Annotated in this window: 23 protein-coding genes; 18 read left to right on the forward strand and 5 right to left on the reverse strand. The window is 37.1% G+C overall.

The annotated features are described in order from the left end of the window. The 8 genes from ACFVQC_RS01905 to uvrC form a co-directional block, all read left to right on the forward strand. A partial coding sequence (locus ACFVQC_RS01905; protein ID WP_483861775.1) for a BclA C-terminal domain-containing protein occupies positions 1-1,332 on the forward strand: 1,332 nt, incomplete at its 5' end. Between the two features lie 192 nt (positions 1,333-1,524). Then, complete coding sequence (locus ACFVQC_RS01910; RefSeq protein ID WP_377897310.1) at positions 1,525-3,210, forward strand: long-chain-fatty-acid--CoA ligase; 1,686 nt, start codon at positions 1,525-1,527, stop codon at positions 3,208-3,210. Between the two features lie 106 nt (positions 3,211-3,316). Continuing rightward, on the forward strand, positions 3,317-3,904 hold the full coding sequence (locus ACFVQC_RS01915; RefSeq protein ID WP_012261773.1) for a fatty acid metabolism transcriptional regulator FadR: 588 nt from the start codon (positions 3,317-3,319) through the stop codon (positions 3,902-3,904). Positions 3,905-3,915: 11 nt separating this feature from the next. Continuing rightward, positions 3,916-4,692, forward strand: a complete 777-nt coding sequence (locus ACFVQC_RS01920; RefSeq protein ID WP_002145489.1) for an enoyl-CoA hydratase — start codon at positions 3,916-3,918, stop codon at positions 4,690-4,692. 78 nt (positions 4,693-4,770) lie between these two features. Next, positions 4,771-5,544 (forward strand): electron transfer flavoprotein subunit beta, encoded by a 774-nt coding sequence (gene etfB, locus ACFVQC_RS01925; RefSeq protein WP_001029036.1) that lies wholly within the window; start codon positions 4,771-4,773, stop codon positions 5,542-5,544. Positions 5,545-5,580: 36 nt separating this feature from the next. Continuing rightward, positions 5,581-6,558, forward strand: a complete 978-nt coding sequence (gene etfA / locus ACFVQC_RS01930; RefSeq protein WP_377891999.1) for an electron transfer flavoprotein subunit alpha — start codon at positions 5,581-5,583, stop codon at positions 6,556-6,558. Positions 6,559-6,769: 211 nt separating this feature from the next. After that, entirely contained in the window at positions 6,770-7,084 is a 315-nt protein-coding gene (gene trxA / locus ACFVQC_RS01935) for a thioredoxin (protein ID WP_000974757.1), read from the forward strand. A gap of 148 nt (positions 7,085-7,232) precedes the next feature. Beyond that, a complete protein-coding gene (gene uvrC / locus ACFVQC_RS01940; protein WP_377897311.1) occupies positions 7,233-9,017 on the forward strand; it encodes an excinuclease ABC subunit C in 1,785 nt (594 codons plus the stop codon). Positions 9,018-9,132: 115 nt separating this feature from the next. Here the strand turns inward: uvrC and ACFVQC_RS01945 are convergent, their stop codons facing one another. After that, a complete protein-coding gene (locus ACFVQC_RS01945; RefSeq protein ID WP_002015405.1) occupies positions 9,133-9,582 on the reverse strand; it encodes a YslB family protein in 450 nt (149 codons plus the stop codon). 299 nt (positions 9,583-9,881) lie between these two features. Here ACFVQC_RS01945 and sdhC point away from each other — a divergent pair, with 299 nt between their 5' ends. From sdhC to ACFVQC_RS01965, 4 genes are all read left to right on the forward strand, one after another. Next, positions 9,882-10,508, forward strand: a complete 627-nt coding sequence (sdhC, locus tag ACFVQC_RS01950; RefSeq protein ID WP_002015407.1) for a succinate dehydrogenase cytochrome B558 — start codon at positions 9,882-9,884, stop codon at positions 10,506-10,508. A gap of 13 nt (positions 10,509-10,521) precedes the next feature. Further along, complete coding sequence (gene sdhA, locus ACFVQC_RS01955; protein ID WP_377892007.1) at positions 10,522-12,315, forward strand: succinate dehydrogenase flavoprotein subunit; 1,794 nt, start codon at positions 10,522-10,524, stop codon at positions 12,313-12,315. Beyond that, entirely contained in the window at positions 12,308-13,069 is a 762-nt protein-coding gene (sdhB, locus tag ACFVQC_RS01960) for a succinate dehydrogenase iron-sulfur subunit (protein ID WP_002088861.1), read from the forward strand. Before sdhA ends, sdhB begins: the two co-directional genes overlap by 8 nt. 93 nt (positions 13,070-13,162) lie before the next feature. Next, positions 13,163-13,606, forward strand: coding sequence for an acyl-CoA thioesterase (locus tag ACFVQC_RS01965; protein WP_002145496.1), 444 nt, complete (start codon positions 13,163-13,165; stop codon positions 13,604-13,606). A gap of 36 nt (positions 13,607-13,642) precedes the next feature. Here ACFVQC_RS01965 and ACFVQC_RS01970 read toward each other — a convergent pair whose 3' ends face one another. After that, positions 13,643-14,422, reverse strand: a complete 780-nt coding sequence (locus tag ACFVQC_RS01970) for a M15 family metallopeptidase (protein ID WP_377892012.1) — start codon at positions 14,420-14,422, stop codon at positions 13,643-13,645. 264 nt (positions 14,423-14,686) lie between these two features. On the opposite strand from ACFVQC_RS01970, the gene motA reads away from it, so the two are divergent. Together motA and motB are read left to right on the forward strand one after the other, a co-directional pair. After that, a complete protein-coding gene (motA, locus tag ACFVQC_RS01975) occupies positions 14,687-15,481 on the forward strand; it encodes a flagellar motor stator protein MotA (protein ID WP_219303615.1) in 795 nt (264 codons plus the stop codon). Continuing rightward, entirely contained in the window at positions 15,471-16,259 is a 789-nt protein-coding gene (gene motB / locus ACFVQC_RS01980) for a flagellar motor protein MotB (protein WP_377892015.1), read from the forward strand. Before motA ends, motB begins: the two co-directional genes overlap by 11 nt. Positions 16,260-16,287: 28 nt before the next feature. Here motB and ACFVQC_RS01985 read toward each other — a convergent pair whose 3' ends face one another. Further along, on the reverse strand, positions 16,288-17,115 hold the full coding sequence (locus ACFVQC_RS01985) for a 5'-nucleotidase, lipoprotein e(P4) family (protein WP_377892018.1): 828 nt from the start codon (positions 17,113-17,115) through the stop codon (positions 16,288-16,290). Positions 17,116-17,457: 342 nt separating this feature from the next. On the opposite strand from ACFVQC_RS01985, the gene ACFVQC_RS01990 reads away from it, so the two are divergent. From ACFVQC_RS01990 to ACFVQC_RS02000, 3 genes are all read left to right on the forward strand, one after another. Further along, positions 17,458-18,342 carry an ABC transporter ATP-binding protein gene (locus ACFVQC_RS01990; protein WP_377893202.1) on the forward strand — a complete coding sequence of 295 codons (885 nt, stop codon included), beginning with the start codon at positions 17,458-17,460 and terminating at the stop codon, positions 18,340-18,342. A gap of 2 nt (positions 18,343-18,344) precedes the next feature. Next, positions 18,345-19,571 carry an ABC transporter permease gene (locus ACFVQC_RS01995; protein WP_377897312.1) on the forward strand — a complete coding sequence of 409 codons (1,227 nt, stop codon included), beginning with the start codon at positions 18,345-18,347 and terminating at the stop codon, positions 19,569-19,571. Positions 19,572-19,689: 118 nt separating this feature from the next. Continuing rightward, the gene (locus ACFVQC_RS02000) at positions 19,690-20,121 is read left to right on the forward strand and encodes an Rrf2 family transcriptional regulator (RefSeq protein WP_002112095.1); all 432 of its coding nucleotides are present in this window, start codon (positions 19,690-19,692) and stop codon (positions 20,119-20,121) included. Between the two features lie 60 nt (positions 20,122-20,181). Here the strand turns inward: ACFVQC_RS02000 and ACFVQC_RS02005 are convergent, their stop codons facing one another. Together ACFVQC_RS02005 and ACFVQC_RS02010 are read right to left on the reverse strand one after the other, a co-directional pair. Next, positions 20,182-20,847 carry an aquaporin gene (locus ACFVQC_RS02005; RefSeq protein WP_002067333.1) on the reverse strand — a complete coding sequence of 222 codons (666 nt, stop codon included), beginning with the start codon at positions 20,845-20,847 and terminating at the stop codon, positions 20,182-20,184. A 142-nt stretch (positions 20,848-20,989) separates the two neighbouring features. Next, positions 20,990-21,955: a DMT family transporter gene (locus ACFVQC_RS02010; RefSeq protein ID WP_002145507.1), complete on the reverse strand. Its 966-nt coding sequence runs from the start codon at positions 21,953-21,955 to the stop codon at positions 20,990-20,992. A gap of 100 nt (positions 21,956-22,055) precedes the next feature. Here ACFVQC_RS02010 and ACFVQC_RS02015 point away from each other — a divergent pair, with 100 nt between their 5' ends. Continuing rightward, complete coding sequence (locus ACFVQC_RS02015; RefSeq protein WP_002112092.1) at positions 22,056-22,628, forward strand: helix-turn-helix domain-containing protein; 573 nt, start codon at positions 22,056-22,058, stop codon at positions 22,626-22,628. The last annotated feature ends 12 nt before the right edge of the window (positions 22,629-22,640 follow it).

Below are 22,640 nucleotides of genomic sequence, written 5' to 3' on the forward strand. Positions count from 1 at the left end.
TCGACAGGAATAACTGGAGCAACGGGTCCTACAGGATCGACAGGAATAACAGGAGCAACGGGTCCAACAGGATCGACAGGAATAACAGGAGCAACGGGTCCGACAGGATCGACAGGAATAACAGGAGCAACGGGTCCAACAGGATCGACAGGAATAACAGGAGCAACGGGTCCGACAGGATCGACAGGAATAACAGGAGCAACGGGTCCAACAGGATCGACAGGAATAACAGGAGCAACGGGTCCGACAGGATCGACAGGAATAACAGGAGCAACGGGTCCAACAGGATCGACAGGAATAACAGGAGCAACAGGTCCAACGGGAGTAACAGGAGCAACAGGATCGACAGGAATAACGGGAGCAACAGGTCCAACGGGAGTAACAGGAGCAACAGGTCCAACGGGATCGACAGGAATAACGGGAGCAACAGGCCCAACAGGTCCAACAGGAATAACAGGAGCAACAGGTCCAACGGGATCGACAGGAATAACGGGAGCAACAGGAATAACAGGAGCGACAGGAATAACGGGAGCAACAGGAATAACGGGAGCAACAGGAATAACAGGAATAACGGGAGCAACAGGAATAACAGGAATAACGGGAGCAACAGGAATAACGGGAGCAACAGGAGCAACAGGAGCAACAGGAGCAACAGGAGCAACAGGATTGACAGGAATAACGGGAGCAACGGGAGCAACGGGTCCAACAGGTCCAACAGGATTGACAGGAATAACGGGAGCAACAGGAATAACAGGAATAACGGGAGCAACGGGTCCAACGGGATCGACAGGAATAACGGGAGCAACAGGTCCAACAGGGTCGACAGGTCCAACGGGAGTAACGGGTCCAACAGGGTCGACAGGAATAACAGGAGCAACGGGTCCAACGGGGTCGACAGGAATAACAGGAGCAACAGGTACAAGTATCACGGCAACATATGCATTTGCAAATAATACATCGGGTACAGCAATATCGGTACTACTGGGTGGAACAAATGTCACACTCCCGAATAATCAAAATATCGGCCCAGGTATTACAGTGTCTGGGGGGAACACAGTATTTACGGCTGCAAATGCAGGGAATTATTATATTTCATATACAATTAATATAACAGCTTCATTATTAGTTAGTTCGCGAATTACAATTAATGGAGCAGCGCTTGCCGGGACTATCAATTCCCCTGCATTAGCAACTACATCATTTAGTGCAACAATTATTACAACTCTTGCAGCAGGAGATGCTATTAGTTTGCAATTATTTGGTTTGTTAGCTGTTGCAACATTATCAACGACTACACCTGGTGCAGTTTTAACGATTATAAGATTAAGCTAAGTAACGTGAACTCTCTTATTCTTTTAAGATTAGGAGAGTTTATACATATAATAAGAAGTTAACGAAGTAAAGCATAGTTATATAAAAGTCAGAATATTATGATTGTAACGTTGTTATGACTATAATATAATGAAAACAACATCATGAATGAACATTCATTTATTTTCACAAGTATTGGAAGGGGGAATGAGAGTGGAAAAACCTTGGCTGCAGAGTTATCCAGATGAAATTCCAGGGACAATTTCTTATGATATTCAGCCACTTCATAGATATTTAGAGAAAATGGCTGCTCGTTATCCAGAAAAGAAAGCGCTTCACTTTTTAGGTAAAGATGTTACATTTTCAGATTTCCATGACAAGGTAAAGAAATTTGCGAATTACCTTCAAAGGCTTGGTATTGAAAAAGGCGATAGAGTTGCGATTATGTTACCAAATTGTCCGCAATCTGTAATTGGTTATTATGGTACTTTGCTTGCGGGAGGGATTGTCGTACAAACGAATCCTCTTTATACAGAAAGAGAGCTTGAGTACCAACTTCATGACTCAGGGGCAAAAGTTATTCTTTGCCTTGATTTAGTGTTTCCGAGAGTTACTAACGTTCAAACTGCAACAAAGCTTGAGCACATTATCGTAACCCGTATTGCAGATTTTTTACCATTTCCTAAAAATTTACTTTATCCATTTGTACAAAAAAAGCAGGCAAATCTTGTTGTGAATGTGTCGGAAAGCGAAACGATTCATCTTTGGAAATCGGTAGAAAGGGAAAGTAGTACTAATGTTGAAGTTCCATGTGATCCTGAAAATGATTTAGCCCTTTTGCAGTATACAGGGGGAACGACAGGGTTTCCAAAAGGGGTTATGTTAACGCATAAAAACCTCGTTTCGAACACTTTAATGGGCGCACATTGGTTATATAATTGTAAAGAAGGAGAAGAGGTAATTCTTGGTGTTCTTCCGTTTTTTCATGTGTACGGGATGACAGCTGTAATGAATTTAAGTATTATGCAAGGATATAAAATGGTGCTTATTCCGAAATTTGATATGAAAATGGTTTTTGAAGCAATTAAGAAACATAAAGTTACACTATTTCCAGGAGCACCAACTATTTACATTGCTCTATTAAATAGTCCTCTTTTAAAAGAATATGATATTTCTTCAATTCAGGCTTGTATTAGTGGTTCTGCACCGCTTCCTGTAGAAGTACAGGAGGAGTTTGAGAGAGTTACAGGTGGTAAATTAGTAGAAGGTTATGGATTAACTGAGTCATCACCAGTTACACATGGGAATTTTTTGTGGGAAAAACGAGTTCCGGGAAGTATTGGGGTACCGTGGCCAGATACAGAGGCAATCATCATGTCACTTGAAACAGGAGAGGCATTACCTCCGGGTGAAATTGGTGAAATTGTTGTAAGGGGCCCACAAATTATGAAAGGGTATTGGAATAAGCCAGAAGAAACGGCAGCTGTATTGCAAGATGGCTGGCTTCATACAGGTGATGTAGGATACATGGATGAGGATGGCTTTTTCTATGTGAAAGATCGTAAGAAAGATATGATTGTTGCTAGTGGTTTTAACGTATATCCTCGTGAAGTAGAAGAAGTGTTATATGAACACGAAAAGGTGCAAGAAGTGGTAACAATCGGTGTTCCTGATCCGTATCGAGGGGAAACTGTAAAAGCGTTTGTTGTTTTGAAAGAAGGCGTAGAATGTTCTGAAGAAGAATTAGATCAGTTTGCACGTAAATATTTAGCAGCTTATAAAGTCCCGAAAGTATATGAGTTTAGAAGTGAGTTGCCGAAGACGACAGTCGGAAAAATTTTACGCCGTGTCCTAATAGATGAAGAGAAGAGAAAGAATGAGGATGAGCAAACGGGCTAAGGCCCTTTCTTTTTGAAAAAATAGGATTGACACTTTTCTAAATAGTCAGTATTATAAGAATATGAATGACTATTCATTCAGTCATCTTCTTGAAGGGGACAGTAAAGTGAAGAAAAATAGACCGAAATACAATCAAATTATTGATGCAGCAGTCATTGTGATTGCGGAGAATGGATACCATCAAGCGCAAGTTTCTAAAATTGCAAAGCAAGCAGGAGTAGCTGATGGCACGATTTATTTATATTTTAAAAATAAAGAAGATATATTAATATCCTTATTCCAAGAGAAGATGGGAGAATTTGTTGAAACAATTCGTCAAAAAATAGCAGGAATTGAAAGCGCTGTAGCGAAGTTATTCATGTTGGTAGAAACGCACTTCTTGCTGTTGTCACAAAATGATCCTCTTGCTATCGTTACGCAATTAGAACTAAGGCAGTCCAATCAAGACTTGCGCCTTAAAATAAATGAAGTATTAAAAGGCTACTTACAAGTTATGGATGAGATTTTAGAGACAGGTATAAAGCAAGGTGAATTTCAGGCGGATTTAAATGTTCGCGTGGCAAGACAAATGATCTTTGGAACAGTAGATGAAGTTGTGACCAATTGGGTAATGAGCGATCATAAGTATGATCTGGTCGCACTTTCAAAAACGGTACATGGGCTACTTATTGCAGCTTGTGGTTATCGTCAATAATGGGAGGGATCATGTTGAAATTCCTATCTGTAAAAGTTGAAGATCATATCGCGGTGGCGACGTTAAATCATGCTCCAGCTAATGCGATGTCTTCACAAGTTATGCATGACGTTACTGAATTAATCGATCAAGTGGAAAAGGATGATAACATTCGTGTTGTTGTTCTTCATGGGGAAGGACGTTTCTTCTCAGCAGGAGCAGATATTAAAGAATTTACATCTGTTACTGAAGCGAAGCAAGCGACAGAATTAGCGCAACTTGGACAAGTTACGTTTGAGCGCGTAGAAAAATGTTCAAAACCAGTTATTGCGGCAATTCATGGAGCGGCACTTGGCGGCGGCCTTGAGTTTGCTATGTCTTGCCACATGCGCTTTGCTACTGAAAGTGCAAAACTTGGTTTGCCTGAATTGACACTTGGATTAATTCCTGGCTTTGCAGGTACACAACGCTTACCACGTTATGTTGGGAAAGCGAAAGCTTGTGAAATGATGTTAACAAGTACGCCAATTACTGGTGCTGAAGCATTAAAATGGGGACTTGTTAACGGATTGTTCTCTGAAGAATCGTTTTTAGATGATACGCTTAAAGTTGCAAAACAAATTGCTGGAAAAAGTCCAGCAACAACTCGTGCTGTACTAGAGTTATTGCAAACGACGAAATCGTCTCATTATTATGAAGGTGTACAACGTGAATCACAGATTTTTGGTGAAGTATTTACGAGTGAAGATGGAAGAGAAGGTGTAGCAGCGTTTTTAGAAAAACGTAAGCCTTCATTTAGTGGCAGGTAGTTCAATTATTTTTTTAATATAAATTAACAGAATTTTAAAATTGATAGAATCTTTCTGAAAAACAAGGGGGTAAATGAAATGAACATCTACGTACTCATGAAACGAACATTTGATACAGAAGAAAAAATCGTAATTAAAAACGGTGCAATTTACGATGGCGAAGCGGAATTCATCATCAACCCTTACGATGAATATGCGATTGAAGAAGCAATTCAAGTAAGAGATGCACAAGGTGGAGAGGTTACTGTCGTAACAGTTGGTGGCGAAGATAGTGAGAAAGAGCTTCGTACTGCATTAGCGATGGGCTGCGATAAAGCGGTGTTAATTAATATTGAAGATGATGTTGAAAATGGTGACCAGTTCACGACAGCAAAAGTACTTGCTGAATATTTGAAAGATAAAGAAGTAGATTTAATTTTAGGCGGGAACGTTGCGATTGACGGAGCGTCTGGACAAGTTGGTCCACGCGTAGCTGAAGCGTTAAATATCCCATACGTAACGACAATCACAAAACTTGAAATTGATGGTACAAACGTGAAAATTGAGCGTGATGTTGAAGGTGATACAGAAGTTATTGAAACATCATTACCAGTTTTAGTCACAGCGCAACAAGGTTTAAATGAACCTCGTTATCCATCGCTTCCAGGTATTATGAAAGCGAAGAAAAAGCCGCTAGAAGAAGTAGAATTAGATGATTTAGATTTAGAAGAAGATGATGTGGAAGCAAAGACAAAAACAATTGAAATCTATTTGCCTCCTAAGAAAGATGCAGGAAAAGTGTTACAAGGCGAGCTGCAAGATCAAGTAAAAGAACTTGTATCGTTGCTCCATACAGAAGCGAAAGTAATCTAATAAAATACGAAATTATATATGCAGGAGGGAAAATCTATGGCTCGTAAAGTATTAGTAATGGGTGAAGTTCGTGACGGATCACTACGTAACGTTTCGTTTGAAGCGGTAGCAGCAGCAAAAACAATTGCAGAAGGCGGTGAAGTGGTAGGTCTTCTAGTTGGAGACAGCGTGGCCTCTTTTGCAAATGAATTGATTCATTACGGTGCAGATCGCGTTGTGACAGTTGAAAATGATAAATTAAAATCATATACGTCTGATGGTTATGCACAAGCGTTTTTAGCTGTATATGCTGAAGAAAAACCAGAAGGTATTGTATTTGGACATACAGCACTTGGTAAAGATTTATCGCCAAAATTAGCAGCGAAATTAGAAGCAGGTTTAGTTTCTGACGTGACGGCTTTAGAAGTTGAAGGTGGAAATGTTATCTTCACTCGTCCAATTTACTCTGGTAAAGCATTCGAGAAGAAGATTGTAACAAATGGTATATTATTTGCGACAGTGCGTCCAAATAATATCGCAACTCTTGAAAAAGATGAATCTCGCACAGGTGAAGCGTCTTCTATTACAGTTGATGTGAAAGACTTACGTACAATCATTCAAGACGTTGTCCGTAAAACGGCAGAAGGTGTTGATCTTTCTGAAGCGAAAGTTATTATCGCTGGCGGACGCGGTGTGAAGAGTGAAGAAGGATTTAAACCATTGAAAGAGTTAGCTGACGTATTAGGCGGCGCTGTTGGAGCATCTCGTGGTGCTTGTGACGCTGAGTATTGTGATTACTCATTACAAATTGGTCAAACAGGTAAAGTTGTTACACCAGACTTATACATTGCATGCGGAATTTCTGGTGCGATTCAGCATTTAGCTGGTATGTCTAACTCAAAAATAATCGTTGCGATTAACAAAGATCCAGAAGCGAGTATCTTCAAGGTAGCTGACTACGGTATTGTCGGTGATCTATTTGAAGTATTACCTCTTTTAACAGAAGAGTTTAAAAAGTTAAAAGTACATTCATGATTTGAGTACCCTTGAGTTCCAAGTGAAGTACCCCTATATATAGAAGAAGGTGAGAGATCCCCTGTCTCTCATCTTTTTAGTATTTCATCCATATTTTTATATAGTATAAAGGAACATTTTTTTGTTACAATACATAACGATACATAATATTCGCCACGTATAAAAGTTAATGATATACTCTTGGTAGAATATACTTGAAGGAGGAAATAAAATGGCAATTATAAATGCAAATGACCAAAGCTTCGCAGCTGAAACTAGCGAAGGTGTTGTATTATTAGATTTCTGGGCGCCTTGGTGCGGACCTTGTAAAATGATCGCTCCTGTATTAGAGGAAATCGATTCAGAGTTAGGCGAGAAAGTAAAAGTAGTAAAAGTGGACGTTGATGAAAATCAAGAAACTGCTCGTCAATTCGAAGTAATGAGTATTCCAGCTCTTTTCGTATTAAAAGACGGTAAAGTAGTTGATCAAGCGTTAGGATATAAACCGAAAGAAGCGTTAGTAGAATTAGTTTCTAAACACTTCTAAAATAAAGAAGCTACCATTTGGTAGCTTTTTTTATTTTCTTTTTTACAACCTTTCCGTTACAATAAAAGAACGTATGTTGGGTGTTTTGACATAGTATGTTTTTATGTGAAAATAAAAATGATAAGCATGTAGAAATGGAGGGAGACGAGTGCACGAGCATTTAAAAGAGAAGTTAGCAATTTTGCCCGATCAACCTGGTTGTTATTTAATGAAGGATAAACAGGGAACGGTTATATATGTTGGAAAAGCAAAGGTACTCAAAAATCGTGTGCGCTCGTACTTTACTGGTTCACATGATGGGAAAACACTTCGGCTTGTTGGAGAAATTGTTGATTTTGAATATATTGTGACTTCCTCAAATTTGGAGGCTCTTATTTTAGAGTTAAATTTAATAAAAAAATATGATCCAAAATATAATATTCAATTAAAAGATGATAAAACATATCCTTTCATTAAAATTACAGCTGAAAAACAGCCGCGCTTACTCATTACGCGAAATGTAAAAAAGGATAAAGGAAAGTACTTTGGGCCTTATCCAAATGCGCAATCGGCACATGAAACAAAGAAATTATTAGATCGTATGTATCCACTTCGTAAATGTTCAAATATGCCAGATAAAGTTTGCTTGTATTATCATATGGGTCAATGTTTAGCACCTTGTGTGAAAGAAGTACCGGATGAGCAAAACAAAGAAATTGTTGATGAAATTATTAAATTCTTAAACGGTGGGCATAAAGAAATTCGTTCAGAATTAGAAACGAAGATGTATGAGGCTTCAGAGAAACTAGAATTTGAACGGGCGAAAGAGTTGCGAGATCAAATTGCTCATATTGATGCAATTATGGAAAAGCAAAAGATGATTATGAGTGATTTAGTGGATCGTGATGTGTTTGGGTATGCAGTTGATAAAGGCTGGATGTGTGTTCAAGTTTTCTTCGTTCGAAAAGGAAAGTTAATTGAGCGCGATGTTTCCATGTTCCCGATATATGATGAACCTGAAGAGGGTTTTTTAACTTTTATCGGTCAATTTTATGAAAACAGTAGTCATTTCAAGCCGAAGGAAATTGTTGTTCCAGGAAGTATAGATTCAGAATTAGTAGAGCGCTTTTTAGAAGTTGAAGCGACACAGCCGAAGCGTGGAAAGAAAAAAGATCTTGTGGAATTAGCAAATAAAAATGCGAAAATTGCACTAGAAGAGAAATTTCACTTAATTGAACGTGATGAAGAACGGACGATTAAAGCTGTTGATAATCTAGGAAAGCAACTAGGGATTGAAACACCCTATCGTATTGAAGCGTTTGATAATTCAAATATTCAAGGAACAAATCCTGTTTCAGCAATGATTGTTTTTATCGATGGGAAACCAGCGAAGAAAGAATATCGGAAATATAAAATTAAAACGGTCCAAGGGCCAGATGATTACGAGTCTATGAGGGAAGTTGTGAGACGCCGTTATACGAGAGCATTAAAGGAAAATTTACCTCTGCCAGATTTAATAATTATCGATGGGGGAAAAGGACATCTCACGGCTACAAGTGATGTTCTTGAAAACGAGCTTGGATTATATATTCCAATGGCTGGGCTTGTAAAAGATGAAAAACATAAAACATCACATTTAATTATTGGGGATCCGCCTGAGCCTGTTATGCTTACGAGGAATAGCCAAGAGTTTTATTTATTGCAGCGCATTCAAGATGAAGTACATCGATTTGCAATTACATTCCATCGTCAATTACACGGGAAATCTGTTATTCAATCCGCGTTGGATGAAATTCCAGGAATCGGTGATAAACGAAAAAAAGTATTGCTAAAACATTTTGGTTCATTAAAAAAGATGAAAGAAGCTTCCATATCGGAATTTGTCGAAGCGGGTATGCCGAAAAATGTAGCGGAGACAATTTATACTTATTTAACAGATAAGAAGACGTTGTAGTTTACAATGTCTTCTGTTTTTTGATATAATTTCTGAAGATTTAAAATAAACGCACCTAAATGAATATACAAAAAAGTCAACTAAACTTATATGTCTAGTTGACTGTAAGTAGATGCTACACTTCAATGAGATCTTTTATATCCCATTTAACAAGAAATGTAATAGAGTCTGAACGTTTTTTCTGTTCCTCATAGGACTCTGCAACGACGTTTCTTTGTCTTTGAATTTGCTCGGCGATAAATCCAGCTTCTAATTGATAAGATGAATGCCTTTTTTGTTTTTGACGCTCAGTAATAAGTGTACCTTTAAGTTGAAACTGCATTTCACGACGTTTATGTTCAATGATGCTTAAAGTACCCCAACCAGCTTTTTCAAAAAACTGAATGACTTCTTCAATTGTTTCTAGCGGATATTTTCTCGCAAGGTTTCTACCGGCCCAGTATAAAATACCATCTAAATCGTTACCAATTAAATCAGGTAGTAATTCTTCACGTAGCAATTCATAAGCGAAGGCGTTCAATGAAACATCTTCTAAAGATGTTATATCGATTGTATTTTTGCTCACAATATTCCCCTCTTTCTATAGGGCTTATTATATAACATTTTTCATTTATAAAAACAGATTTTTCTTAGGGAAAATCTGAATATATAAGAAGAAAAAAAGAATTGGCAAATTATATGCAAATTATGTATACGTTTTCTTGACGCTTCGACAAAAATAGGGGTAAAATGAACTTGGAATCAAATTATGCTGAAATATTTTGAATAATTTTTTCAGTTTTTCTTATGCCAATAGTGAAAAAACATTATTGTTGTAAATTAATCTGAAAACAGCAGTCAAACATTCAAGGGGGTAATGGGGACATGAAAGGCCGCGAGTATACGTTTCGTAAGTGGCACTCATTAATGGGGGTCATCCCGGTTGGTGTCTTTTTGACGCAACATTTAATTGTAAACAACTTTGCAACAAGAGGAGCAGAGGCTTTTAACAAAGCTGCAGGCTTTATGGAGCTCCTTCCATTCCGGTATGCGCTAGAAATTTTCATCATCTTTTTACCTATACTGTACCATGCTATATATGGCTTATATATTGCATTTACAGCTAAGAACAATGCGGTATCTTACGGCTATTTCCGTAACTGGATGTTCGTCTTCCAACGAATTTCAGGTATCGTTACGCTGATCTTCATTTCTTGGCACGTCTGGGAAACTCGTATTCAAGCATTGTTAGGTAAAGAGGTAAACTATGATATGATGGCAGATATTTTAAACAACCCATTTATGTTTGGTTTCTATTTAGTTGGTGTTGTTTCAACAATTTTCCACTTTGCAAATGGACTATGGACATTCTGCATAAGCTGGGGAATTACAGTATCTCCACGTTCACAAAGAATCTCTACTTATGTAACATTAGCTATTTTCTTAGGTCTATCTTATGTAGGTGTGAGTGCATTATTAGCGTTCATCGATCCACAGCTAGCAAACCAGTAAGGAGTGGGAGAGCATGAAAGGGAAACTTATAGTAGTCGGCGGTGGCTTGGCCGGCTTAATGGCAACGATTAAAGCGGCAGAAGCAGGAGTGAATGTTGAACTATTTTCTTTAGTACCAGTAAAACGTTCACATTCTGTATGTGCCCAAGGTGGAATTAACGGTGCCGTAAATACAAAAGGTGAAGGGGATTCTCCATGGATCCACTTTGACGATACAATTTATGGTGGGGACTTCTTAGCGAACCAACCACCAGTTAAAGCGATGTGTGATGCAGCACCTGGTATTATTCATTTAATGGACCGCATGGGTGTTATGTTCAACCGTACGGAAGAAGGACTTCTTGATTTCCGTCGTTTCGGTGGAACACAACATCACCGTACAGCATTTGCTGGCGCAACAACTGGTCAACAATTACTATATGCATTAGATGAGCAAGTACGTCGTCATGAAGTAGCAGGACTTGTAACGAAATATGAAGGTTGGGATTTCTTACGAGCTGTTGTGGATGATGAAGGTGTGTGCCGAGGAATCGTCGCGCAAGACTTACAAACTATGGAGATAAAAAGTTTCCAAGCTGATGCCGTAATTATGGCAACAGGGGGCCCTGGTATCATCTTTGGAAAATCAACAAACTCTATTATTAATACAGGTACAGCAGCGTCTGCTGTATATCAACAAGGTGCATATTATGCGAACGGTGAGTTCATTCAAATCCATCCAACGGCAATTCCTGGAGATGATAAGTTACGTCTTATGAGTGAATCTGCACGTGGTGAAGGTGGACGTGTTTGGACATATAAAGATGGTAAGCCATGGTACTTCTTAGAAGAAAAATATCCAGCTTACGGAAACCTTGTACCTCGTGATATTGCAACGCGTGAAATCTTTGATGTTTGCGTAGAGCAAAAACTAGGTATTAACGGTGAAAACATGGTGTACTTAGATCTTTCTCATAAAGATCCGAAAGAACTAGATATTAAACTTGGTGGAATTATTGAAATCTATGAGAAATTTACAGGTGATGATCCTCGTAAACTACCAATGAAAATATTCCCAGCGGTTCACTATTCAATGGGCGGATTATGGGTTGATTATAAACAAATGACAAGTATTCCAGGTTTATTTGCAGCAGGTGAGTGTGATTATTCTATGCACGGTGGTAATCGCCTTGGTGCGAACTCACTATTATCAGCAATTTACGGTGGTATGGTAGCAGGACCGAACGCAATTGAGTATATGAAAGGTCTTTCTAAATCATCTGATGCTGTTTCATCTACTGTATATGAGCAAAATGAATTAATCGAAACAGAGAAATTTAACAATATTTTAGCGCTTGATGGTAACGAAAATGCGTATGTTCTTCATAAAGAGCTTGGAGAATGGATGACAGATAACGTTACAGTAGTTCGTGAAAATAAAAAATTATTAGAAACAGATGCGAAAATTGAAGAGTTAATGGCGCGTTACAAACGCATTAACATTAACGATACAGCAAGATGGAGTAACCAAGGTGCTTCATTTACACGCCAACTTGCAAATATGTTTGAGTTAGCGCGTGTTATTACAATTGGAGCATATAACCGCAATGAAAGCCGCGGGGCGCATTACAAACCAGAATTCCCAAATCGTGATGATGCAAACTTCTTAAAAACTACGATGGCGAAATTTGAGGGAGAAGGAAAGGCACCAGCATTCCATTACGAAGAAGTGGATGTTTCATTAATTAAACCACGTAAACGTGACTATTCCTCAAAACATGATGTAGCTGCTAAGGGTGAAGAGAAGGGGGATAAGCAACATGTCTGAGAAAACAATCCGCCTCATCATTACGAGACAAGATGGACCAGATGCACAAGAGTTTGACCAAGAGTTTGAAATTCCATATCGTCCAAATATGAATATTATTTCGGCACTGATGGAAATTCGTCGTAATCCTGTTGATTCAAAAGGAAACCAGACGACTCCGATTGCATGGGATATGAACTGTTTAGAAGAAGTATGTGGTGCTTGTTCGATGGTGATTAACGGAAAACCACGTCAATCATGTACAGCTCTTATTGACCAGTTAGAACAACCAATTCGCTTAAAGCCGATGAAGACATTCCCGATTGTACGTGACTTACAAGTTGACCGTAGCCGTATGTTTAACGCGTTAAAACGTGTTAAAGCTTGGATTCCAATCGACGGTACGTACGACCTAGGACCAGGTCCAAGAATGCCAGAGAAAAAGCGTCAATGGGCATATGAACTTTCGAAATGTATGACATGTGGTGTTTGCTTAGAGTCATGTCCGAACGTAAACAGTAAGTCTGACTTTATTGGACCAGCACCGCTTTCACAAGCGCGTTTATTTAACTCGCATCCAACTGGTGAAATGCATAAAGCAGATCGCTTGCGTGCAATTATGGGTGATGGAGGACTTGCAAACTGTGGTAACTCTCAAAACTGTGTGCAATCATGTCCGAAAGGTATTCCATTAACAACTTCAATTGCAGCATTAAACCGTGATACAACAATTCAATCGTTCAAAGATTTCTTTGGTAGCGACAATAACTATTAATAAATATTGCCTCTTCATGTTGAAGAGGCAATATTTATAACTTTATATTTCTGTTTATTCTGTTTATTTTAAAGGCGAAAAGGAGAGGGAACGATGAAGAGAATTTCTTATATTGAAGACTTTGAGCAATGGGAGAGTGGTTTTTCATTTTATAATCCTGTCAAAGTTCGTTTTGGTGAAGTAGATATGTTTGGACATGTAAATAATGTCGTTGCTTTTACATATTTTGAAGAAGCTCGTATCGCATTGTTTAAAGAACTTGGATTTATGCAAGAATGGACACATGAATCTTCAGAAACGATGATCGTTGTTGCAGATTTACAATGCAATTTTATTAAACAAATTTATTTTGATGAGCAGTTGAAAATATATGTAAAGGCAGGAGCGGTTGGGAACTCCTCTTTAGATTTACACTATATGGTCAAAAATGCAGAAGGAGAAGTTTGTTTAGTTGGACGCGGTATGATGGTCCAAGCATCGAAAAAAACTGGAAGAGGCGAACCGTGGCCTGAGGAATGGAAGAAATTATTACAATAATAGAATAAAAGAAAAATAAGAGAGCGATTCGCTCTCTTATTTTTTGTCCTTCATTGCCTCTTCTAATGTTAGATGGTGCTTATATATGTATGCGGCATATGGATTGCCAACGTAGCGTAAGTGCCACGGTTCGTATGAATACTCTGTTGTCTCTGTTTTATCCTCTAAATAACGAATGACAAATCCGAACTCATGGGCATGTTCTGCAACCCATTTTCCTTCTGCTGTCTCTCCGAAGATTGGTTCTAATTGGAATTTAGCAGATTTTGAGCTAATATCCATTGCTAGACCAGTTTGATGCTCGCTTGTTCCAGGAATTGCACTTACCGAATCAGCCTCAGCTTTTCCTTGGCGTTTAATATATGTATTATGTAATGACTGTTGGCGTTTGTAAGAACGGTAACCTGAAACTGCTGTAAGTTCTAAACCTTCTTCTTTGGCTGCTTGGAACATTTTTTCAAGAGCGTCTGCAGCATCTTTGCGAAGCAATGTTTTCTCTTTATCTTTTGGACTAGTAAATGGTACGTTCGGTTTCGTTAAATCTTCTGGAATGTACCCATTTGGTAATTTACGATGTTTATTGACTAATACAAGAGCAGAATCTGGATTTGTTACAACGGAAAAATTATCATCTAGTTTCTTTGCATTATGATCAGCTTTTGGAAAAGCAGGAATCTCTTCTTTTGGATGGTTACTATGTTTTTGACTTTCGACAGCTTTCGCCTCATTTTGCAGTGGTGATTTAGAACCAAAGTAAGCGAAAGATGTGATACCGATTACAATAGTAGCGGCAGAAATAATTATTATTTTTTTCATGATGCCCTGTAATCACAGTCCTTTCTTAATAAAATATGTATCGTTTTTATTATAAGTTTAGTTTGTTGAAAAAGAAATATAAGAGTCGTAACGTAATAGAAATGCAAAGAAAATGTCAGAAAATGTGTGAAAATGTAGTATTTTTTCATATAATTCATTTCTTATCTTTCATGAAGTGCATTTTTTATGTAATATATGTATATAAGAAGATGTAGCGATTATCGAGAATAAAAGACTTCTTGTATAGACTAGGAGTGAATGGGAATGGATTTTGCAACAATTATTGGAATCATTTTAGGAGTATTAGCGGTAGTCGTAGGGATGGTCGTCAAGGGCGCTGACATAACAGCCTTACTAAATCCTGCCGCAGCACTAATTATTTTCGTCGGTACATTTGCTGCAGTGTGTATTGCATTTCCGATGAATCAACTAAAAAGAGTTCCAAAATTATTTAAAGTTCTTTTTGGTTCAAATAAAAAAGATTTAAGTTATGAACAATTGCTAGAATTATTTGTTCATTGGACATCTGAGAGTAGAAAATACGGTATTTTGTCTTTAGAGCAACAATTAGATGAAATTGAAGATGAATTTCTTTTGCGTGGTATGAAATTTGTTATTGATGGTGTATCTGCGGAAGATTTAGAACAAATTTTAGAAGCCGAATTAGAAGCAATTGAAGAGAGGCATGCAAAAGGAGCTGCTATTTTCTCACAAGCAGGTACATATGCACCTACATTAGGGGTTTTAGGTGCTGTTATTGGTCTTGTAGCTGCTCTTGGTAATTTAACTGATATTGACAAGTTAGGACATGCTATTTCAGGTGCGTTTATTGCAACGATTTTTGGTATTTTTTCAGGTTACGTATTATGGCATCCATTTGCAAACAAATTGAAGCAAAAGTCTGCTGCTGAATTAGAGAAGAAACGTTTAATTATTGATTGTTTATTAATGTTACAAGAAGGTACATATCCGTTTATTATGAAAAACCGCATTTTAGGTGCGCTTTCTGCAACTGAGCGTAAGAAGCTAGAAAAAGGAGCGGAAAAAAATGCGGAGTAAGAAAAATAGAAGAGGCAAAAAGAAAAAACATGAAGAGCATATTGATGAAACTTGGTTAATTCCGTATTCTGATATGCTAACGTTGTTGTTTGCTTTGTTTATTGTTTTATTTGCAATGAGTAGTATAGATGCTGCGAAATTTAAACAGATGGCAGTAGCTTTTCGAAGTGAACTAGCAGGTGGAACAGGAAATAAAGAGTTTTTAAGTGATCAAAAGCCGAATGAAGAGAAAGAGTTATCGGCAAGTAGTCTTGAGGCAGAACAAATAAAAAAACAAGAAGAAGCTAGAGCCAAAGAAAAAAAAGAAATGGATGAGTTGAAAGTATTACAAAAAAAGATTGATCAATATATTAATGAGAACCAATTATCTTCTTCTTTTAAAACAGATTTAACTGAAAAGGGATTAATGTTAACAATATTAGAAAATGTATTATTTGACTCAGGGAAAGCGGATGTGAAATTGGAATCATTAGGGATTGCAAAGGAGATGTCTAGCTTACTTGTTTCAGCATCACCTCGTGAAATTACAGTGTCTGGTCATACAGATACTGTTCCTATTGCAAATGCTCAGTTTGCATCAAACTGGGAGTTAAGTACACAGCGTGCAGTTAATTTTATGCAGGTGTTACTCCAAAATAAAGAATTGCAACCAGAAAAATTTAGTGCAATTGGTTACGGAGAATACCGTTCAATTGCACCAAATGATACGCCAGAAGGAAAAGCGAAAAATAGACGTGTAGAAGTGTTTATTTTACCTTTAACAAGAAATACGCAATAAAAGAGGATGGCGAAAGCCATCCTCTTTTTTATTTTGTATCAAATGATTTTAAGTTGTCACGACGAATTTTGTCTTTTTCTGTATCTGATTTTTTGAAATCATAGTCATATAAAGCGCCTTCCCAATCGCCATACATTGGGTTAGGGAAAATGATGAATTTCTCACCAAATTGTGCTTTTGAATCTGCGACTGTTTGATTGCGATCTTTTACAGATTTCCCATCAAAACCAGTGAAATCAGATAAGTTGTCACCGAAGAATAGGACGATGTCATGTGTTTGAGAAACAAGTTCACGACGCTTTTCTTTCCCTTTTTCTTTCGGGTCTTGTAGTAGTATGTGTTCTTTCGTTGCTTGAGGAGCACCTACGCGCTCAAGGTTTTTAATTGTTGCATCTAGTTGATTCGTTTTACGATTTGAGATGTAGTAAATATCTACACCTTTAGACTCTGTATATTTTAAGAAATCAATTGCGCCTGGAAGAGCTTCAGCTTCAGCCTTATTAATCCAATCGTCCCATTTATAAGGATAGCCTTTTCCTGTTTTTACGCTCATTGCTTGATGAGGACTGTTATCTAAAACAGTTTCATCTAAATCAAGTACGATAGCAGGTTTTTTGTTTGTGCCTTTTGCAAGAGCTGCATCAAGCTTCAATTGACCAATATTATATCCTTGGTAGTATAGTGCTTTCGTTTCACCAGCTGTTTGATACCATAAATCAGCCATCAATTGCTGGTCTGTTAATTTTACTTTTTCTTCTTTTGCCACTGTTTTCTCAGCTGTTCCTGAACATGCTACAAGCGATGTAGAAAGAACGGCTACAGATAATAAAGTGGTAATACCCCTCTTCATCTTCATATGTACCCTCCTTGATGTTAGTAAATCATTTAATATTATATATTAAAATATAATATTTTTATATGAACATTTGCATATTGTCTTCTGTATATATAGTAGTATGCTCTATATTAATAAGATGAGCAAAATAATGAATGTTATTTTGACAAGTTTAATTGTCGTAATGACAAATATAATTGACAAATAAAGTTTTGTTATTTACAATTTTAACTAAATAGAACAAATGATGGATTAAGGCGATGTTACATACTAAGAGGATGAAGCGTAGTGCTATATTTTATCCTGAATAAACATAGTCTTTGAAAGAGAGTATGAATGACACTAAAGGGGAGGCTTTATACTTTGAGTTTACAAATTCAAAACTTAACGAAACTATTTGGGGAATCAAAAGCAGTTAATGGTTTGCAAATTTCGTTACCAAAAGGTGAAGTACTAGGATTACTTGGACGAAATGGTGCAGGGAAAACAACGACAATTAAAATGTTACTAGGTTTATTAACGCCAAATGAAGGTTCTATTACGTGGGATGGAAAGTCATTTGGTGATAGCGGGGTAACAATTGGATATTTACCAGAAGAAAGAGGACTATATACAAAAAGTAGAGTAATAGATCAGTTGCGATATTTTGGTAGATTAGAAGGAATGACGAAAAAAGAAGTAGATCTTGCAATTGATCACTGGTTAGAGCGATTAGCAATCCCAGAATATAAATTTAAAACGGCAGGGGAGCTTTCGAAAGGGAATCAACAAAAAATTCAATTGATTGCTGCTCTTCTTCATGATCCAGAACTTCTTATTTTAGATGAACCATTTAGCGGACTTGATCCAGTTAATGCGGGAATGTTAGCTAATATTATTGGAGAACAAGTACAGAGTGGAAAGACAATTATTTTATCAAGTCATCGTATGGAGCAAGTAGAGGCTTTTTGCCAACATGTATGTATTTTGAAAAAAGGCGAAGCGGTCGTAGAAGGACAGTTAAGTGATATTAAGAAAGAATACGGTTTCCGTAATTTAACGATTGAAGATACAGTAGAGAATGAAAAGGGATTAGAAGCTATACACGTTCCGTATGAAAAACAACAAGGCCTTCTTTATGTAAAAGTACAAGGCGATGCAGAAGCTCTAAAGATTTTGCAACAGTTGCAAGAGCAAGGTATTAGCTTACGACAATTTAAAATGTTAGAGCCGACGTTAAACGAAATCTTTGTAGAGAGGGCGAAATAAAGATGCGTAAATTTTCTCATGTATTTTCATTTTATTTTAAGGAAGCGTTTTTATCTAAAAAATCATTAATTACGAGTGCGATTTTATTTTTGGTTGTGTTTGGGATTTTTGCATTTAATCATTTTACTTCAGGCGATGATAAAAATAAGGATAAAGATAAAATTGCAGTTGTAGTAGAGAGTTCCACATACAAAGTACAAAAAGAAGAGCTAAATAAGTTATTGCCATCAGCAAAAATAACGGTCGGTTCAAAGGGTGATTTTGATAAACTGCATAAACAAGTAGAAGAGGGCGATTTAGACGGTCTATTCCATGTGACGGAAAAGGATGGGGCTCCAGCAGTTACATATATGTATAATGGATTTCCAAGCCAAGCAACTTCTGCGATTATGGCGGGTTATTTAAAACAACAATATACGATGGTGACGATTGCAAAAAATAATGTTTCACCAGAAATTGCGCAGCAATTACAAGCAGAAATTCAAGTAAAGCAAGAAGCGATAAAAGATCGTACATCTTCTTTCGGAATTGCATATTTCTTTACATTTGCGTTGTATATGTTTATTGTAGCTTTCGGAAATACAATCGCAATGAATATTGCATCTGAAAAGGCGTCACGTGTAATGGAAGTAATGCTTCCGAAAGTAAAGCCTCTTACGATGATGTATGCGAAAATCTTAGCGGTTGTTTCAACGGCGTTATTGCAACTTGTAATATTGGCTTGTGGTTATCTTATTCCTTATTTGTTAGGTTGGGTCGATTTAGAAAGTGCTTCATTATTTGGTGTTCCCATTGACTTTACAAAATTAGATGCAAAGGTTATAAGTATGTTCCTTGTTTATTTCATTACGGGGTATTTACTTTATGCGATGATGTACGCTGCGGCTGGAGCTGTTGTGTCTAAGACAGAGGATTTACAAGCTGTATCTTTCCCAGTAATGATTTTGATCATGGCTGCATTCTTCATTAGTATTAAATCATTAAGTGATCCGAATAGTACTATTGTTGTTGTAAGTTCGTATGTTCCGTTTTTCACACCGATGGTTACCTTCTCGCGGATTGTAGCTGGTGAAGCTGGTATGTTAGAGATTACGATAACATTAGTAGTTTTATTGGCGACGATTGGTATATTAAATGCTATTACAAGCCGTATCTATGTAAATGGTGTAATGAATTACTCTGATAAAGTGAAGTTTAAAGATTTGGCGAAATTTATAAAGCGTCAATAATGGGAGAAAAGCATGATTTTCTAATGGAATCATGCTTTTTCTTTATGTATAAATTAAAAATAGTATATAATAATAAGAGTTGTCTTTTAATAGAATGAATAAAAAGGAGGGTGTGCAGATGGGAATTAGTAGTCGTTTTACAGTAGGTGTTCATATGTTAACGTTACTTGCAATAGATCGAAACTCTCGCTGTACCTCTGAATGGATTGCTGGTAGTGTGAATACAAATCCAGTTGTGATTCGTCGCATTACAGGAATGTTGAAGAGAGCAGGACTTGTTGATGTACAAGCTGGTAAAGGTGGTACGACACTTGCTCGTGATTTAGATGAAATTACATTACTTGATGTATATAAAGCTGTGGAAGTTGTAGAAGAAGGACATCTATTTTCTTTCCATGAAAATCCCAACATTGAATGTCCAGTAGGAGCTAATATTCAATCGGTATTAGAGATTGTTTTAATACAATCGCAAGAAGCGATGGAAAACGTACTTGCAAATGTAACGGTGCAGCAATTAGTTACAAATTTAAAGTCGAAAATTAAAGAATAAAAAAAGCGAGCTTCCTCATGATGAGGGCTCGCATTTTTTTATTCGGAAATATTGAAAATTCTATTTTTCAGTATTTAAAATAAACTTTCCTACAACAGCTGCTACGATACCACCAAAAATTGGGGCAACGATGAACACCCATAGTTGAGAAATTGCTTCTCCGCCAGCGAATAGAGCTGGTGCGATACTACGAGCTGGGTTAACAGATGTTCCAGTTAACGGAATACCTAATAAGTGAATTAATACTAATGTGAAACCAATTACTAGTCCAGCTAAAGAAGAACTTCCCTTTTTACCTGTTACAGCAACGATAACTAAAACAAATACGAAAGTTAAAATGAATTCAACTAAAAATGCTCCAGATAAACCAAGAGTTCCAAAACTATTTTGTCCTAAATTATCTAAAGGTAATTTAGCAGATCGTAAAATTGTTACTAACGTTGCAGTTCCTAATAAACCACCTAAAATTTGGGCTAATAAATAATAGCTAAGTTCCATAGCGTTCATTCTTTTATTGATGAACATAGCGATTGATACTGCTGGATTAATATGACACCCAGAAATTGTTCCAATACTATATGCCATAGCCACGATAGATAATCCGAAAGCCATAGCGATACCTAACGTTCCAATTCCTTCAATTCCGCCACCAATGACAGCTACTCCAGTTCCGAATAATACAAGTACAAATGTACCAATAAATTCAGCAATTGCTTTTTTTAACATAATTTACCTCCTATTAATGCGCATGAAACGTATTATAACATAGGTTTTAGTATAAATAGCTAATGAAATACTATTCTGATAAGGCGAAATAGGGAGACAATAAAAATAGATATGGTTCTATAAAGAAGAACCATATCCATTTTTATGCTGATTTTTTTTGTTTAATGACTGGAACAGAACGGTTTAAAACACTATTTACGACCATTCCTAACATTATAATAATCATCCCAATCAGTGACAGACCGCTAGGGAATGAACCATTTAAGAAAATAATCTCACCAAGCACAGTGAAGACCATCGTTCCAGCTTGTGTTGCTTCAACAGCTCCAAGTAAAGCAAGATTGTTTTTTGCTAAGTCAGTAGCAAAGAAAAATGTCATCGTCGCAATAACTCCGGAACATAATGCTAATAAAAATCCTTGCATCATTTGATTTGATGATGGAATACCGGTAGTGGAAAATCCGTATATAGCAAGTAGAATTGTAATAGGGAGACTTCCGATTGCCATTCCTAATACACGTTGGAATGTATCAAGACGCCCGCCAACAAGTTCCATCATTTTTCGGTTACCGAAGGGATATAAGAAAGCTGCTAAAACGACAGGTAAAAAACCAGAAATGAATTGAGTCATTGTAATATGCCCCGCTTCAGTAGCTTGCATACAAAGTACACCAAGTAAAATAAATAAAGCGACGTATAAACTGCGCAGTGGGATTTTTCCACGTACAAGTTTTGTACCTGATTTTGTTTCTATTTTAATGAAGAATAATGGCGATAAAAGTAAACCTGCTAATATCGTAACTTGCCAAGTTCCAGCAACGAGCCAAGCTGGAGAAAAAACAGCTGCGAAACTTAATAAAGAATAGAAGCCGATGCCAGCGACAGAGCCCCACCCGATCCATACAAATGGATGTTTTTTTAATTCTTCCCATAAAGCTCCTAAGTTTTTGCGAAATAAAACGATAAGGAATAAAATAGGGAGAGCAAATAGAAAACGGAAGGAAGCAGTCCAAGCCCAGCTTGTTCCAGATACATTCATTGCTCTGTTAATAATAAAGGTTGCAGAAAAAAAGGCCGATGATAAAAGACCTAGTAGTATTGCGCGCATGAAGTATGGCACTCCTTTCGAAATTGAGTATTTATGTATATTATAATATACTTAAAGTGAATAAAAGTAAACTATTTTATATTTTAAGGTGGTTTTATAGATGAAAGAAAATGAGGACATGCAAACAAAAGAAGTGATCCAGCAAGTAGGTCAGTTATTAAGACAAATTCGAAATGAACAAAAATTAAGTTTAGAAGATTTAGCCCAAAAGACAGGTGTTAGTAAATTAACGCTAGGGAAAATTGAAAGAGGTGAAACGAATCCGACATTAGCTGTCATCTGGAAAATTACGAAAGGGTTATCAATCCCTTTATCGAGATTGATGGTTGTTGGAGAGCCTGTAGCTGTTGCGCGCTGCGGAGAAGGATTTGCAGTAGATGTAGGACAAGCATGGCATTTAGAAACGATGTTCCGTTACACGAAAGAAACAGGGATGGAAATGCACCGAGCTTGTTTAAGAGCGGATAGTATATATGAACCTGAAGCTCATCATGAAGGGGCAATCGAACTTGTAACAGTAATGAAAGGGAAAGTTTCTATTCAAGTGGAGAACGATGTGTACGTGCTAAATGAGTTTGATTCCATTCAATTTGAAGCGAATAAGAAACATAGTTATAAAAATGAAGAGGATGAAGTGGCCGTATTACATTTAACGATGAAATATTCTTCGTGAAAAAATCACCTA

This window comes from Bacillus sp. NPDC057893 (genome assembly GCF_042796455.1).
Taxonomy (GTDB): domain Bacteria; phylum Bacillota; class Bacilli; order Bacillales; family Bacillaceae_G; genus Bacillus_A.

Coding starts and splice junctions, on each gene's coding strand:
- ACFVQC_RS01920 (WP_002145489.1), top strand. CDS start 3,916: ATGTTGAAATTCCTATCTGTAAAAGTTGAAGATCATATCGCGGTGGCG.
- etfB (WP_001029036.1), top strand. CDS start 4,771: ATGAACATCTACGTACTCATGAAACGAACATTTGATACAGAAGAAAAA.
- etfA (WP_377891999.1), top strand. CDS start 5,581: ATGGCTCGTAAAGTATTAGTAATGGGTGAAGTTCGTGACGGATCACTA.
- trxA (WP_000974757.1), top strand. CDS start 6,770: ATGGCAATTATAAATGCAAATGACCAAAGCTTCGCAGCTGAAACTAGC.
- sdhC (WP_002015407.1), top strand. CDS start 9,882: ATGAAAGGCCGCGAGTATACGTTTCGTAAGTGGCACTCATTAATGGGG.
- sdhA (WP_377892007.1), top strand. CDS start 10,522: ATGAAAGGGAAACTTATAGTAGTCGGCGGTGGCTTGGCCGGCTTAATG.
- sdhB (WP_002088861.1), top strand. CDS start 12,308: ATGTCTGAGAAAACAATCCGCCTCATCATTACGAGACAAGATGGACCA.
- ACFVQC_RS01965 (WP_002145496.1), top strand. CDS start 13,163: ATGAAGAGAATTTCTTATATTGAAGACTTTGAGCAATGGGAGAGTGGT.
- ACFVQC_RS01970 (WP_377892012.1), bottom strand. CDS start 14,422: ATGAAAAAAATAATAATTATTTCTGCCGCTACTATTGTAATCGGTATC.
- motA (WP_219303615.1), top strand. CDS start 14,687: ATGGATTTTGCAACAATTATTGGAATCATTTTAGGAGTATTAGCGGTA.
- motB (WP_377892015.1), top strand. CDS start 15,471: ATGCGGAGTAAGAAAAATAGAAGAGGCAAAAAGAAAAAACATGAAGAG.
- ACFVQC_RS01985 (WP_377892018.1), bottom strand. CDS start 17,115: ATGAAGATGAAGAGGGGTATTACCACTTTATTATCTGTAGCCGTTCTT.
- ACFVQC_RS01995 (WP_377897312.1), top strand. CDS start 18,345: ATGCGTAAATTTTCTCATGTATTTTCATTTTATTTTAAGGAAGCGTTT.
- ACFVQC_RS02000 (WP_002112095.1), top strand. CDS start 19,690: ATGGGAATTAGTAGTCGTTTTACAGTAGGTGTTCATATGTTAACGTTA.
- ACFVQC_RS02005 (WP_002067333.1), bottom strand. CDS start 20,847: ATGTTAAAAAAAGCAATTGCTGAATTTATTGGTACATTTGTACTTGTA.
- ACFVQC_RS02010 (WP_002145507.1), bottom strand. CDS start 21,955: ATGCGCGCAATACTACTAGGTCTTTTATCATCGGCCTTTTTTTCTGCA.
- ACFVQC_RS02015 (WP_002112092.1), top strand. CDS start 22,056: ATGAAAGAAAATGAGGACATGCAAACAAAAGAAGTGATCCAGCAAGTA.